We start from the raw sequence: 14,007 nt of genomic DNA, 5'->3' as shown, positions 1-14,007 counted from the left end.
AGCAAGTCTAAAAATCTCATTAGTAATGGATTTTAATCTTTGCGGTGTATATACCTTTGTCCAAAAGTAGCAAGCTATAAAAATAGGCAGTATTATTACAAGATAACGTAAATACTCATAAAATGTGATAGACTCTTGATATGGTAATAAATCACTTTGTGTTCTTGTATAATATGCTAACAAAAATGCAATTACTATCATTAATGCGTCCAGCACCACATTAATAAAGTTAAATAGTCTCTGATTTTCTTTAATCAATTTATTCACCCTTTAAAAGTGAGTTAATAGCTATGCCTAAAAATATGAAAAATATAGTCGATACCGACACCGTTGAGTCATTGAAAAATCCACTCATCATATAAGCAACTACCCCTGACAACGCCCCAACTGCTAGAGGATTTTTAGATATGTCAAAGCTTTTGTATTTGATAGCACTTTTTACAGTAAGATAAATAAGCATTCCCACAAAAGCCAGTGTTGCAATTACCCCGAAGTTTATAGCATATAATAAATAGATATTATGTGGCTTGTCTACTACATGGGAAGTCATGCCATAAACATAAAATTTTGTATATATATCGTCCTGATTAAATACCTGCAAGAAAGCATCAGGTCCATAGCCGATTATCATTGCCTTTTTTAATAAAGGTAAAGTGTAATCAATTATGTATCCTCTCCCTGAGCCTAGCTTTTCAAAGCCGTATAAGCCTGCTCTTAGGAATTGCTGATTAGGATTTATTTCCTGTCCCATATGATTTACTATTTTAACATTATTTGTTATGTCAAAGTTAAATTTTTCGTTTGCTATCGTTACTACTTGTAGTGTTCTCATTGGTTCATCTTCTGTAATTTGAGTCTTTTTTTGTAAAAGAGTAACTATGCTGTATCTTTTATCTTGAAGTCCTATTGTGCCGTTATCTCTTACAATTAAAATGAGCTTATTCCCATCTTTATCAGAAAAAACATCCGCATTTTTATCATAATTTAAAGTGAAATCGTTTTTCCCATCATTCCAAGTAATAGTATAGGTTGTATCAGTTTTAGATATATTTTTTAATGGAATTAATTCCTTTATATAGTCCCTTGATACTTTTCTAGTAGACTCAATTTTGTTTAAATCACTTACTAAATACCCAAACCTTGACATCAGACCTAGCTTTGATGCTCCTGCTATTGCCAAAATTATAAATACAACTACGCCTATAAGTATTTTTTTATTTGATATAATTGTTTTCAAATGCACAAAAAATAATATTACCATGCTGACTGCAACTGCTACTATCCCTGACCTTGCATTAGAGCCAAGTAGCATTAAAACTGACAAAATAGACATAATTAAAGTCAATATCTTGTAAAATTTGTCCTTAGTAGCTAAAAAATAGCTCAGCCAAAACATACTAAGCATAGCAGTAAGCATGGAGGCATAGTTGTAGTGAGTAGTAAATATATACATAGTCTTAAATGAAGCCTTTGTAGATTGAAGGCTTGACCTTAAATCCTTTAATGCCTCCGGCACAATCAACTTTGTACCCATGTCGCTTGTAAAAAAGTCGTTGCCCGTATATTGACAAAAGCCAATTAGTGCACATAAGACCGTAAATACTGCCAATAAAACTGTTATTAGCTTTACCGATTTTTTGTCGTAATCAAATAAAATTGCATACACACAAAAAATAAAATATCCAATAAATGTATAAAGCCCCTCATATCTTGATGGAGCACCGCCAAGGGAAATAACACAGTTACCTCCAAAAAATGTAGACAAAATAGCCATTATAGCTAAAAACCCAATTACTCCAAAAAATATTTTTCCCTTTTTTATTATTTGTATGTTCCTAGAATTTACGCTAAAAAATAAAATTATACTAGTAACTATTGCAAATATGAATATTAGTATAGATTTTGCATAAGAAAAAATATCATAATCGACCGTTGCCCCTGTCCAATTTAGCTGCACATCAAACGGAATTTGCACAGCAACAAGTCTCATAGTAATTGGAATAATGAGTAATGCCATCAAAAATGGTATCCATTTTAGTTTGTCTTTTAAATACATTTTTTCCCCTTAATCTAATTTTGGTAAAACACTATTACTTTTTTATCAATTAAAAATATCCATACAATATTTATTTAGGACAGCTTATAGCCATCGCCTTTTCAATAGCTGCGTGTAAAAGATGTGCAACCTGAGTATCTGCCGCCTTATAATAAACCTCTTTACCTGACCTCCTGCTAGTTATAAGACCGGCATCCTTTAACGACCTCAAGTGATGAGAAATAGCAGGACTACTCATACCCATCATAGTAGATAAGTTTAACACGCACTCTTCAACGTGGCATAGAGTCCAAAACAATCTTACCCTAGTGCTATCCCCAAGATGCTTAAATATATCAGAAAGTATTCGAAAATTTTCTAATTTGTCTAATTGAATTTGTAATTGCTCTATATCCTTATTCCCATGGTCGTGCGGTAAATATCTTCCCAATTTTACCTCCAATAATTAAAACACTTAAAATAAAGTCAAAATAAATTATGTAAACTAAGACTTAAACTACCTTGCTCAGTCGATTTATTATACACCAAAAGGTGCGAACTATCAAGAATACTAAATATTTACAAAAATACTCAGTCAAAAGAAATTTATTAGAAATAAAAATCTATAGACTGAGTAATTTTATTAATACATATTAATTTTAACCTTTAAAACTCTCCTATCTTGATATCTACGCTATGCTCTAATGATTGATGGATTTAAGTAAATAACTTTAGTATTTTTTTAAAATTTTTTTTAATTTTTTTTAGATGGCTAAATTGTAATACTTTGGAGAGTATATTTTCTATTATTCTATAAATCTATCACTTGTATTTAAGTAATTTATAGTTTTTATATTTACATAAGTGGCTTATAGCCATGGCATTTGATATTGCCGGCTTATACTTATATTTTTATTGCAAAATCAGTGTTACTTAGTTATTTACTTAAACACCGATATCATATATGTAAGGCAGATATACTGACGGCGCGAAATCAGTAGTCGCCTACACATCATATCGTGGTTGATAGCCATGTATACAAAAGCCGGCGTTGTTTACATGGTAGCTCCTTAGGTATGATATTAGGTAGCACTTTCTTGATTTAGTTTTCAGTATATTTTAAATTATAATTTAAAATATTCGGGCAAGAAGCCCAATTACAAATTTCAGGAGGAAATTATTATGATAATAAATCACAACATGATGTCTGACAATGCACATAGATTTATGGGCGTTAACGCTGCAGGAATGGGAAAATCTGTAGAAAAGCTTTCTTCAGGTATGAAAATAAACAGAGCAGCAGACGATGCAGCAGGTCTATATATATCTGAAAAAATGCGTTCTCAGGTTAGAGGACTTAAACAAGCATCTGCAAACTCCCTTGACGGTATCTCAGCAGTACAAACAGCAGAAGGTGCACTAGACGAAGTGCATAGTATGCTACAAAGAATGAGAGAATTAGCAGTTAAAGCAGGTAACGAAACTAACCAAGACGAAGATAAAAAAGCCATCGATGCAGAAATGGACGAATTGGCAGACGAAATACAGTCTATATCTGATAAAACTCAGTTTAATAAACAAGTATTACTTGATGGTTCATTCACAAAGAAAAAGTTACAAACAGGTGCTAACCAAGGACAAACATTGGACATAAACATAGAGTCTATGTCTGCTGTTAAGTTAGGCTTGGGTGAAATTAAGGATTGGGGTTCTACTCCTGCTAAGGGTGCTACTTGGTCAGCTGATTTTAGCGATATAAGCGTAGAACAATTCCCTAACGAATACAAGCTTGACATAACTGTAAAAGATGGTGCTAATCCAAATGTAAATACTACACTTTCTTTAAAGGCTGAAGATGGAAAGCCTATTACAGCACAAACAGTAGCTGACAAAATAAATGCAGACTCTGAATTAAAAAAATTAGTAAAAGCAGAAGCTAAGGACGGCAAAGTAACTTTAACATCTATTAAAACCGGTGAAGCTATGAAAGCTGACACAATAGAAATGAAAGTTAACAACACAATTTTAGAGTCTACTGCATTAAATAAAGATGATGTTGGTATAAAAACTGACATTACAGGTGTAGACAATGGTGGAAAAGTTAAACTAGCAGATGCAGATGATTTTGTGGACATAACCGGTCTTAACAAAAACGACAGATATGAGCTGGAATTTGATATGAACGGCGTAACAAGAACTATATCAGTTGCTCCTAATGCCGACGGAAAAATAACTTTAGATGATGTAGTAAATGCAATAAACGCTGATACAGAAGTTTCTAAAACATTTACTGCAACTAAGGACGGAAATAAATTAGTACTAGAGAGTAAGAATAATTTAGCAGACCCTGGTAATTACACGCTAAAAGGCGCTGAGCTAAAACAAGATGTCACAGCAGTTAAAGACATAGGATTTAAAGCAGATAAAAATGCTACTGTTACTGCAACTACAAAAGATGGAGTAGATGCAGTTGCGTCCGGACAGAAAACTTTCCGTTCAACACTTGACGTTATGTCAAGCGATGCTATAAATAAGGCCGGCGGCACTCTTGAAAAAATAGACAAGGCTATCGCTGAGGTTTCAAGACAAAGATCAAATCTTGGTGCTGTACAAAACAGACTTGAACACACTATCAAAAACCTTGACAACGCTGCTGAAAATACTCAAACAGCAGAAAGCAGAATTAGAGATACTGACATGGCTAAAGAAATGTCTAAGTTTACTAAGGACAATATCCTTACTCAGGCATCTCAGGCTATGCTTGCTCAGGCTAACCAATTGCCTCAACAGGTTCTTCAGTTACTAAGATAGTCTGCTTGACATTACAAATTAAAAGAATTATCATAAAAAGACACAGGCGGGAAACTGCCTGTGTTTTTATTGCATATATATTTAAAAATTTAACCATGGAGGTAATTATGAAAGGCAACATTTTGTACTCTGAGCTGTTGGTTGATTTTTTGGCTTATAAAAAGCAGCTTGTAAAAAAATCCACCTACTCTAATTTTGCGGTGATTTGCAAAAATCATATAGCTCCTTATTGGCATGGTGTAAAGCTATGTGAAATCACAAAAAATCAAGTTCAAGAGTATGTTTTTTATCTTAGTAACTATGGCAGACTTGATAAAAATACAGGTCTAAGTCCTAAGACTGTAAGGGATATATTAGGAGTTATGAAGCTATCATTTAAATATGCCTTTAAAATGGGGCTTATGCAGGACTTTTCATTTAAAAGCATAGATTTGCCCAAAATGGCTCACTCAAGGCGATTTTGTGTACTAATCGATACTGAGCAAAAAAATCTGTTAAACGCAATTTATAGGGATTTAAATCCAAAAACCGCAGGCATTTTAATAGCATTTGCAACCGGTATCAGAATAGGTGAGCTTTGCAGTCTAAAAATGAAGGATATTGACCTTATTTCAAATAAAATCGTAATAAATAAGACAATCCAACGCATATATGATATCTCCTCGCATTCATCATATATTGACATAGGCTCACCTAAAACATATTCATCAGACAGAGCCATACCTATACCGTCAAGGTTAGGTTATATACTATCAGGACTTTGCAAGTCCGATAATGCCGAAAATTTTTTTGACAAATTCTACCATGCCGCTTGAGCCACATAGCTTTAGACGGTTTTTTTATTGCTTTTTGGAAAAAAATCATATCAAAAAAATCCGATTTCATGATTTAAGACATACCTTTGCTAGTAACGCATTACTACTTAACTTTTTTGATGTAAAAACTCTATCAGAGGTTTTAGGGCATAAGAATGCGTCTTTTACTATAGATGTTTATGTGAGTGCCAGCTTAAAGCAAAAGGAGTTTTGCATGAATTTGATGAATAATTTTTTGTAAATCGTATTTTTTTATTTTAGGGTATTCTTTTATGAATTTGCTATTTTTATGTAAATTTCTCTTTATATTTTTCAATAAAATATTTTAAATGCTTTAAAAACGTTGGTAGCTTATATGATGTAGTATTAAAATACTCAGCCAAAGGAATTTTATTAGAAATAAATCAAATAAAAACCTAAGGACTGAGTATCTTACTTAAAATATATTAAATTTACAATTATAAAACTAGCCTATCTTGATATCTACGCTGTTTTCCCATAGACCATGGATATTACAATAGCTTAAAGCTACAAGTTTACCGCTCTTTTGTAGTTTTATTTTTGCTATGCTACATGGTTCGTCAAAGCTGTCTAATTCACCATGTGCAGAAAAATGGCTGTCTGCAAGCTCTACCGGTTTTCCACCTTCTGGTACGAAGAATAATTTTATCCAAGAGATGTGGTGTTCAAGAGTATTAGGGTGAGCTATTTCTTTTCCTACAAAGTATTTTACTTCAAATACTTCACCTGCTTGTGCAGACGCTGGAGCTTCTATTACTGGAACGTGTTTTTCGCCTTTCCAATCACCTGTTTGTATTGTACCGCCTAATATTGACATATTTGCCTCCTAAAATTTTTTATTTTTTTTATTATACTATCATTATACCTATTTTTTTTAAAAAGTAACATTATTGTTGTATAATTTGAATTTTCATTAAAATATTATATTTATAAATATAATACTACATTTTCTTATGTAAGTTAGTATAAAATGAAGATAGCAGCTCAATGTTTTTCAACATTAATATGCTATCTTCGTTTTTTATTGCTGTTTTCTTTTCTTGATTATTTTTAGTCTGAAAAAGTCTTCTCTGTCTTTTTCTTCCAAGGTTGCTGATATATATTTTACTGTTTCTGATAAATCAGGGATTTGTATTTTATCCAAGGCGTTTGCTCTTTTTTGATTTTTCTTTATCTCTATTGATAGCTTATAAACTGTATTTTCTGTTTCTGCTAATTGATATACAAGGTATTTAATCTTTTCAAACTCTACTATAGCCTTGTCCACATATTCGTTTGTCATGTGCATACTGTAATTTGGGGTTTTATCTTCTTTTACTGTATATTTTACTCTTGGCACATCTAATCCCATTACAGATTTATAGCTTATATCAAAATTTTCTGAGGTATCCATACCGTAGGATACGTCTTGGACTTCCATGACGCCCATGGTGATGTTTGCCTCTTGCAGCATTTTATAAGCTTGTTCAAACATTACCTTCAGGTCATTTTGAACTTTTTTTGCTTTTTCAATTTGCTGCATCATTTCTTTTATAAGCACTGTTCTTTTTTTATCTATCAGGTTGTAGCCAACCTTAGATAATTTTAAATTATCCTTGACTTTTAATAGATTTGCCTTTGTAGGTGCTATGTTTTTCATGTCTACCACCTACCATATTTCGTTACAAGCTTATCCTCTAATCTATCTAGCTCAGTCTTAGGGAACAGCTTAAATAAATCCCAAGCTATGTCTAGTGACTGCTCAATGGTTCTAGCCTCGTATGCTCCTTGTTTTAAGAATTTTTCTTCAAACTGTCTACCAAATTCCATGTATATTCTGTCTGTATCAGATAGGTCGTCCTCGCCTATGATTTGAGACAATGACCTTACGTCTATAACCTTTGAATAAAGTGCAAATAATTGTAGTTGCACATTTTCGTGGTCGTCTCTAGTAAATCCGTCACCTATGCCGTCCTTCATCAGTCTTGAAAGTGATGGCAAGATATCTACGTCAGGATAGACATTTTTTTGGAATAATTGTCTGGATAAAACTATTTGTCCTTCTGTGATAAAGCCTGTAAGGTCGGGTATTGGGTGAGTTATATCATCGTTAGGCATTGTAAGGATAGGTATCATAGTGATTGAGCCTTTTTTGCCCTTTATCATTCCTGCTCTTTCGTACAATGTGGATAGGTCTGAGTACAAGTATCCGGGGTAGCCTTTACGCGATGGTACTTCTTCTTTTGCTGATGACAATTCACGAAGTGCCTCTGCATAGCTGGTAATGTCTGTCATAACTACCAGTATGTGCATATCTTCTTCAAATGCAAGATATTCAGCAGCGGTCAACGCTGTCCTTGGTGTAGATATTCTTTCAACTATTGGTGCATCAGCAAGGTTTATATAAGATACTACTCTGCTGGATGCTCCTGACTGTTCAAATTCTTTTTTGAAAAAGTCATAGTCATCATGTTTGATGCCCATGCCTGCAAATACTACGGCAAATTTTTCATCAGAATTTTTTAGCTTTGCTTGTCTTACTATCTGTGCAGCCAATTGGTTGTGAGGGAGTCCGTTTGCTGAAAATATTGGCAGTTTTTGTCCTCTGATTAGTGTTGTAAGTGTGTCAATAGAAGATATGCCTGTTTCTAGGTAATCCTTTGGATACATTCTAGCAACCGGGTTCATAGGGCGACCATTGATGTCGTATTTTTTATCAGATACGATTGGACCTGCTCCGTCCATCGGCTCTCCAACTCCGTTAAATGTCCTGCCTAATATTTGTTTAGATAATGGCACTTCAAGCATTTTACCGGTAAAGGTAACTACTGCATTTGTAGTAGATATACCGCTTGTACCTTCAAATACTTGGGCAATTATTTTATTTCCTTGTATTCTTACTACTTTGGCTCTTCTTTTTTGACCGTCAGATAAATCTATTTGGAGGATTTCGTCATAGCTGACGTCGTCTACCCCTTCAAGCATTATAAGCGGTCCTTCTACCTTTGCCAATCTTAAATATTGTTTTTGCATAATTACCTCGTTTTATGATTATATTCAATAAAACTTAATTTACTCGTTTTCATTAGATTTTATCAAGTCTTCGTAATACTTGTTGATTTTATCGTTCAGATTTTTAAAATCTTCTTCGTAGTTTTCATTTTTGATGTTGTATTTCATTTTTATCACTTCATCAAAGAGTTCGTTATTTTTAACCTTTGCAAGTCCTATCTGAGCTTTTACTGCTTGATAAGATTTTTCATACAGATTATTTATCGTCTGTAACATTCTAAATTGTTTTTCAAGTGGCACATAGGAGTCTATCTCGTGCATAGCATTTTGCTGTAAAAAGCCTTTTTTTACTATGCTTGCAATTTCCAGCACTAGTCTTTGGTCATTTGGTAGTACATCTTCTCCAACCAACTGTACTATCTGATTTAATTTGTCGTCTTCTGCAAGTAGCTCCATCATTTTATTTCTCAGCTTGATTAAATCAGGTGAGATATTTTCATCGTAGTAATCTTTTACCATCACTGTATAAGCACTGTAGCTTGTCAAATAGTTTACTGCCGGATAGTGACGTATATATGCTAGGTTTTTATCAAGTCCTATAAAGGCGGATACGAACCTCTTTGTATTTTCTGTAACCGGTTCAGAAAAATCTCCTCCGGGAGGAGATACTGCACCTATTACTGTAATTGACGCTTCTTCACCTGATAATGCCTTTGTATATCCAGCTCTTTCATAGAACTGTGCTATGCGTGATTGCAAATATGCCGGATAGCCTTCTTCTGCCGGCATTTCTTCAAGTCTGCCGGAGATTTCACGAAGTGCCTCTGCCCATCTTGAGGTGGAGTCTGCCATTATGGCTACGTTGTAACCCATATCTCTGTAATACTCTGCTATGGTAATACCTGTATATATTGATGCCTCACGGGCAGCAACCGGCATATTTGATGTGTTTGCAATTAAAACTGTACGTTCCATCAGTGGTTTATTTGTTCTTGGGTCAATCAGTTTTGGGAATTCTTCCAAAACTTCTGTCATTTCATTACCACGTTCGCCGCAGCCTATATATACGATTATGTCTGCATCGCTCCATTTTGCCAATTGGTGCTGTGTCATTGTTTTACCTGTACCAAAGCCTCCCGGCAGTGCTGCTGTACCTCCCTTTGCAATTGGGAAAAATATATCAAGTACCCTTTGTCCTGTGATAAGTGGTTTTGATATTGGCATTCTGCTTTCTACCGGTCTTGGCAATCTTACAGGCCAAGTATGGTACATTTTTAAGTATGCTTTTTCACCTTTTTCAGTTTCAACCACTGCCAAGACTTCTTCAAGATTGTAAGAGCCGCTTGGCTTTACCTGTGTGACTTTGCCTGAAACTGTCGGTGGTACTAATATTTTATGCTTTATATAGCTTGTTTCTTGAGTAGTGGCAAAAATTTGCCCACCTTTTACATAGTCGCCCTCTTTTATGAGCATATCTACGTCCCAAAGTTTTTCTTTGTCAATTGTTATAAGTCCTATTCCCTCAGGAATAAAGTATCCGCTTTTATCAAAAATTGTGTTTAGTGGTCTTTGTATTCCATCAAAAATATTACCTATTATTCCAGGTCCAAGTGTAACGCTAAGAGGCATCCCTGTACCTTTAACATTTTCTCCTGTCTTTAAACCTGAGGTTTCTTCATAAACTTCTATGGTAGCTACTTCACCTTCAAGGGATATTACCTCTCCTATGAGGTTTTTATCTCCAACTAGCACCATATCCCTTACCTTGTAATCGCTCATTGAGTCTGCTTTTACAACTGGGCCATTTATATCTATAATTTTAGGTTGCTGCTGCATTTTTTACCTCTTTGATAATTGGAATTTATATTCCTTAAACTCAAATAAATTTTGTTATTTACTAGTTTATCATTTTATTGATTTGCTCTTGATTACTTTGTAGTGCGTAATCTAGGCTGGCGTTTATCCTTAGTGTTTCTTCTTTGTTGTCAGCTATTAGTCCGCCAAGCTCTATTTCTTGGCTAACCTTAACATTTGCATTTGGTAGCTGCTGCTCAATCAATTTTCTATCTCTTTGTTCACAAGTCTGTCCTATATATAATGTCATGTTGTTTAAGTCATAATTTTTTATATTTTCTATAGCTTTTTGTAAAAATCTTTCTCCCTTTTCTCCCATATAATCTTGTTTTAATTTTTCTTTTAAAGACTTTTCAAAATCTGTCCTGATTTTATTTTGTCTGTCCAAAATTATATTTTGAGCTTGTCCTTGAGTAGTGGAAACTACTTTATCAAATTTATTTTTGTATCTGTTTTCTAGCTCTCTTTGCTTATCTTGTGTCTGGTTTTTAAGTTTTTCTTCAAAGCTCAAAAGCTTTTCGCTCAACTGCATCTTTAGCTGTTCTAGCTCTTGGGCATTATTATCTCTAATAGTGTCTTGAAGAAGAGTTTTAAAACTAACTATTTTATCTTCTACGGATAGCAATTTTACCTCCGATTTCATCAATATTTTAATTATATACTTATGCCTATGGATTGATTTATATAATCCGTAATGTAATCTGCATCACGTCTTAGTCCATTTCTATCCGGTATTTCAACAATAAGCGGAAACCTATTGTTGAGCTTGTGGAGCATTACTTTTTCTTCTATTTGCTCAAATACTCCCTCAGTCAAAATCAAAATGCCGATATTTTTGTCCTTGATACATCTATCAAATTCTTTTTCAATGCTGGTTTTGTCTCTCAAAACAATACCTGTTATACCGGCTAGTCTAAGACCAACAGCACTGTCTGTAGTATCTGAAATAAGATAACTTATCATGATTTTACCTCAAGATTATAATCTTTGAAGTATCATTATAGATATAACTAGACCGTATATAGCAACCCCTTCTGCTAGTCCTAGTATGATAAGTGTTTTACCTAGTATGTTTTCATTTTCTGATATTGCTCCTATTGCTGCTGCACCTGCCTGACCAACACCTATACCGGCACCTACTGCTGCAAGACCGGTTGATAATGCTGCACCTATAAAGCCAAGTCCGCCTGCTTGAGTTTGATAAACCTTTGTCATTGCATCTGCTGATGCCTCAGCGGCAAAGGATACATCGGCAGCTATGCCGGTTGCAAATAATGCTAACATAGCAAGCACGTTTACTGCTAAGGCTTTTTTCATGCCTGCTTTTGTAGATACCTTGCCAGTTTTTGAAAAATATAAGCCAGTCAACATTGTACTAACTACGCCTATTCCCACTAAAATCAAAGTTGTTTTCATGATTTCCTCCAAAAAAGTATAATTAATTTTCTTTTTTCTTTTTAAATTGATTATTTATAAAGACTACACAAATTTAATGTGCAGTTTCTAAAAATCCTTATATGTCTTTATTATTTGGCTTTAATGTCAAAGGTCAAAGGAGAATATATTTCTCCGCCTCCCTCAAAGTATTTGCTGAACAGCTCGTAATATTCCAGCCTTATTGCCTGAATAAATACAATCAATGCCTCCAATGACAGGATTACAATATTACCTACTATTATCATAAATATATTGCCTGCTGTATTTCCTATCATTTGACCAAGTGCATGAAACGCCATAAATAGTCCAACGTGGTTTATGGCAAAAGCTCCTACCCTTATAAATGACAAGGTGTTTGAGAAAAAGCTCATAATAGTTTCAAACATCTCAAAACCACTTTCTACAGCTGAAAACTCCTCTTTGTCATCGCTATTAGCTTTTTCAACTCTAGGCTTTAACTTTAGTTTTAAAATCATCAGACAAGTTGTGATTACCATCACTGCTGTAGTAATCATAGTTACTAAAGAGCTAATAGAGCCAAAATAAGATTGTCCTAAAACCATATTAAAGATGAACAGCAGGAATGAAATATAAAATAAAAAACCTGAAATCCCATTTTTGTCGAAGTATAAATCTGCATATCTGCCTTTTTTCTTGAGGTTATAAAAGCCCATAAAATATGCAATACTTACTAAAGCTACTCCTAATACTATGGCAAAAATCAGTATCGTATTTATTTGCTCCATCGGTCTGATTATAAGAGCCGGTATCAAATCCTCCATACCAAAGACTGAGCCGTAAATAAAGCCGAATATCGTAGAGCTTACACCAATTCTTTGGATAATGCCAGACAGTGAGCCGAATTGTTTTTTTAGCAAAGTGCCTGCCAAAATAAGCACTATACCTTGACCTACGTCTCCAAACATTAATCCAAAAAGCAACATATAGGTAAGTGCAAAAAACGGTGTAGGGTCTGACTCTTGGTATTGAGGTACTGAATACATCTTAACTAAGGTTTCAAACGGTCTTAAAAGCACATTATTCATCAGCTTTGTCGGTATTGTAAATTTCTTTGGTACTGTACTATCGTCCTCAAAGGCTACAATCGCATTATCAGCCATTTTTTCAATATCCTGCTTTAATTTTTCTGTAGTAGATGCCGGCACAAATGCGTTGAATATGAAAAAATTCCCGCTTTCAGCCACATGAGACTCTAGGTACTCTATCTTTTCTATCATTTTGTATCTAAAATACAATGCCACTACAGATGCCCTATACATATCTATGAAAACTTCCTTTGCCTTTGCGACACGGTCTTTTTGCTTATACAGTCCGTCTATCTCCTTTTTCTTCAGCTCAAGTAGAGCCTGTGCTGACATTGGGGCATCAGGCAAATCCACTTGGTCAAAGGATAAGGACATCAAGAGCGACTTTGTCTCATCGTAAAACATCTTTGGTGCAAATATCATTACAGCCTCTCCTGTACTGGTTCTACCAAGATGCACAACTATTGCCTTTATATTTTCATAATTGTTTTTTAATTTTACCCAAGAGTTTCTTGAGATTTCTCCTACATGAACGTCAAAAAAGTCCAATTTTGACAGCTCTGTTAAATCTATACTGCTGTGCGAAAAATATTCGACAACTCTGACTTGAGTTTCTGTTTTTTCAATGGCATATTCATTTGCCATTTCATAATTTCTAATGGTAGATGCTTGCTGGTCTAAATCGTCAAGCTCTTTTAAATGCTCTGATATGTTCATTTTCGACATATCTGCATTTTTTAGTTCTTCTTCGTCTATGCCTATAAATAAAAACAATCTGTCAATTAAATCCTTAAATTTTTTTCTCTCAAAGGTTCTTTCACTTTTAAATGCCCTTATTCTGTTGATATCTACTCCGGCATCTAGCAGATATTGCTTATTGCCTTGCAAATATCCTAAAGTAAAGTTAGAAGAATTTTGGTTATTGCCTATGTGAACTGTGCCATTTAATATAATGCGTTCAAGAATATCATGAGCATCCTTTTTTAAGGCAATAAGG

Annotated in this window: 13 protein-coding genes and 1 pseudogene; 3 read left to right on the top strand and 11 right to left on the bottom strand. The window is 34.2% G+C overall.

Annotated elements, in window-relative coordinates; all coding sequences use genetic code 11:
• The 3 genes and pseudogenes from BBG48_RS09540 to BBG48_RS09530 all read right to left on the bottom strand — a co-directional run.
• Positions 1-258: pseudogene (locus BBG48_RS09540) on the bottom strand (undecaprenyl-phosphate glucose phosphotransferase); the annotation flags it as partial.
• A 1-nt stretch (position 259) separates the two neighbouring features.
• Positions 260-2,056, bottom strand: a complete 1,797-nt coding sequence (locus BBG48_RS09535; RefSeq protein WP_068911798.1) for an O-antigen ligase family protein — start codon at positions 2,054-2,056, stop codon at positions 260-262.
• Positions 2,057-2,126: 70 nt separating this feature from the next.
• Positions 2,127-2,486, bottom strand: coding sequence for an ArsR/SmtB family transcription factor (locus tag BBG48_RS09530; protein ID WP_068911800.1), 360 nt, complete (start codon positions 2,484-2,486; stop codon positions 2,127-2,129).
• Positions 2,487-3,217: 731 nt separating this feature from the next.
• Between BBG48_RS09530 and BBG48_RS11380 the strand changes: the two genes are divergently transcribed.
• The 3 genes from BBG48_RS11380 (at position 3,218) to BBG48_RS11620 (ending at position 5,902) form a co-directional block, all read left to right on the top strand.
• On the top strand, positions 3,218-4,846 hold the full coding sequence (locus tag BBG48_RS11380; RefSeq protein ID WP_068911802.1) for a flagellin N-terminal helical domain-containing protein: 1,629 nt from the start codon (positions 3,218-3,220) through the stop codon (positions 4,844-4,846).
• Positions 4,847-4,953: 107 nt separating this feature from the next.
• Complete coding sequence (locus tag BBG48_RS09520; RefSeq protein ID WP_158527926.1) at positions 4,954-5,661, top strand: tyrosine-type recombinase/integrase; 708 nt, start codon at positions 4,954-4,956, stop codon at positions 5,659-5,661.
• Positions 5,621-5,902 (top strand): tyrosine-type recombinase/integrase, encoded by a 282-nt coding sequence (locus tag BBG48_RS11620; protein ID WP_094754342.1) that lies wholly within the window; start codon positions 5,621-5,623, stop codon positions 5,900-5,902. The genes BBG48_RS09520 and BBG48_RS11620 overlap by 41 nt, the downstream gene beginning before the upstream one ends.
• A gap of 225 nt (positions 5,903-6,127) precedes the next feature.
• Here BBG48_RS11620 and BBG48_RS09510 read toward each other — a convergent pair whose 3' ends face one another.
• The 8 genes from BBG48_RS09510 to BBG48_RS09475 form a co-directional block, all read right to left on the bottom strand.
• Positions 6,128-6,499 (bottom strand): class II SORL domain-containing protein, encoded by a 372-nt coding sequence (locus BBG48_RS09510; protein WP_068911804.1) that lies wholly within the window; start codon positions 6,497-6,499, stop codon positions 6,128-6,130.
• Positions 6,500-6,703: 204 nt separating this feature from the next.
• The gene (locus BBG48_RS09505) at positions 6,704-7,321 is read right to left on the bottom strand and encodes a V-type ATP synthase subunit D (RefSeq protein ID WP_068911805.1); all 618 of its coding nucleotides are present in this window, start codon (positions 7,319-7,321) and stop codon (positions 6,704-6,706) included.
• 2 nt (positions 7,322-7,323) lie between these two features.
• The gene (locus BBG48_RS09500) at positions 7,324-8,694 is read right to left on the bottom strand and encodes a V-type ATP synthase subunit B (protein ID WP_068911807.1); all 1,371 of its coding nucleotides are present in this window, start codon (positions 8,692-8,694) and stop codon (positions 7,324-7,326) included.
• A 39-nt stretch (positions 8,695-8,733) separates the two neighbouring features.
• A complete protein-coding gene (locus BBG48_RS09495; protein ID WP_068911808.1) occupies positions 8,734-10,509 on the bottom strand; it encodes a V-type ATP synthase subunit A in 1,776 nt (591 codons plus the stop codon).
• Between the two features lie 61 nt (positions 10,510-10,570).
• Positions 10,571-11,152, bottom strand: a complete 582-nt coding sequence (locus BBG48_RS09490; protein ID WP_068911810.1) for a hypothetical protein — start codon at positions 11,150-11,152, stop codon at positions 10,571-10,573.
• Positions 11,153-11,181: 29 nt separating this feature from the next.
• Positions 11,182-11,490: a V-type ATP synthase subunit F gene (locus BBG48_RS09485; RefSeq protein ID WP_068911812.1), complete on the bottom strand. Its 309-nt coding sequence runs from the start codon at positions 11,488-11,490 to the stop codon at positions 11,182-11,184.
• Positions 11,491-11,505: 15 nt separating this feature from the next.
• On the bottom strand, positions 11,506-11,943 hold the full coding sequence (locus BBG48_RS09480; protein ID WP_068911814.1) for an ATP synthase subunit C: 438 nt from the start codon (positions 11,941-11,943) through the stop codon (positions 11,506-11,508).
• Between the two features lie 110 nt (positions 11,944-12,053).
• Positions 12,054-14,007, bottom strand: a 1,954-nt coding sequence (locus tag BBG48_RS09475; RefSeq protein ID WP_243446779.1) for a V-type ATP synthase subunit I, incomplete at its 5' end; no start/stop codon positions are given.

Source organism: Criibacterium bergeronii (genome assembly GCF_001693775.2).
GTDB classification, from domain to species: domain Bacteria; phylum Bacillota; class Clostridia; order Peptostreptococcales; family Filifactoraceae; genus Peptoanaerobacter; species Peptoanaerobacter bergeronii.
This window is presented reverse-complemented; position numbering and strand designations above follow the sequence as displayed.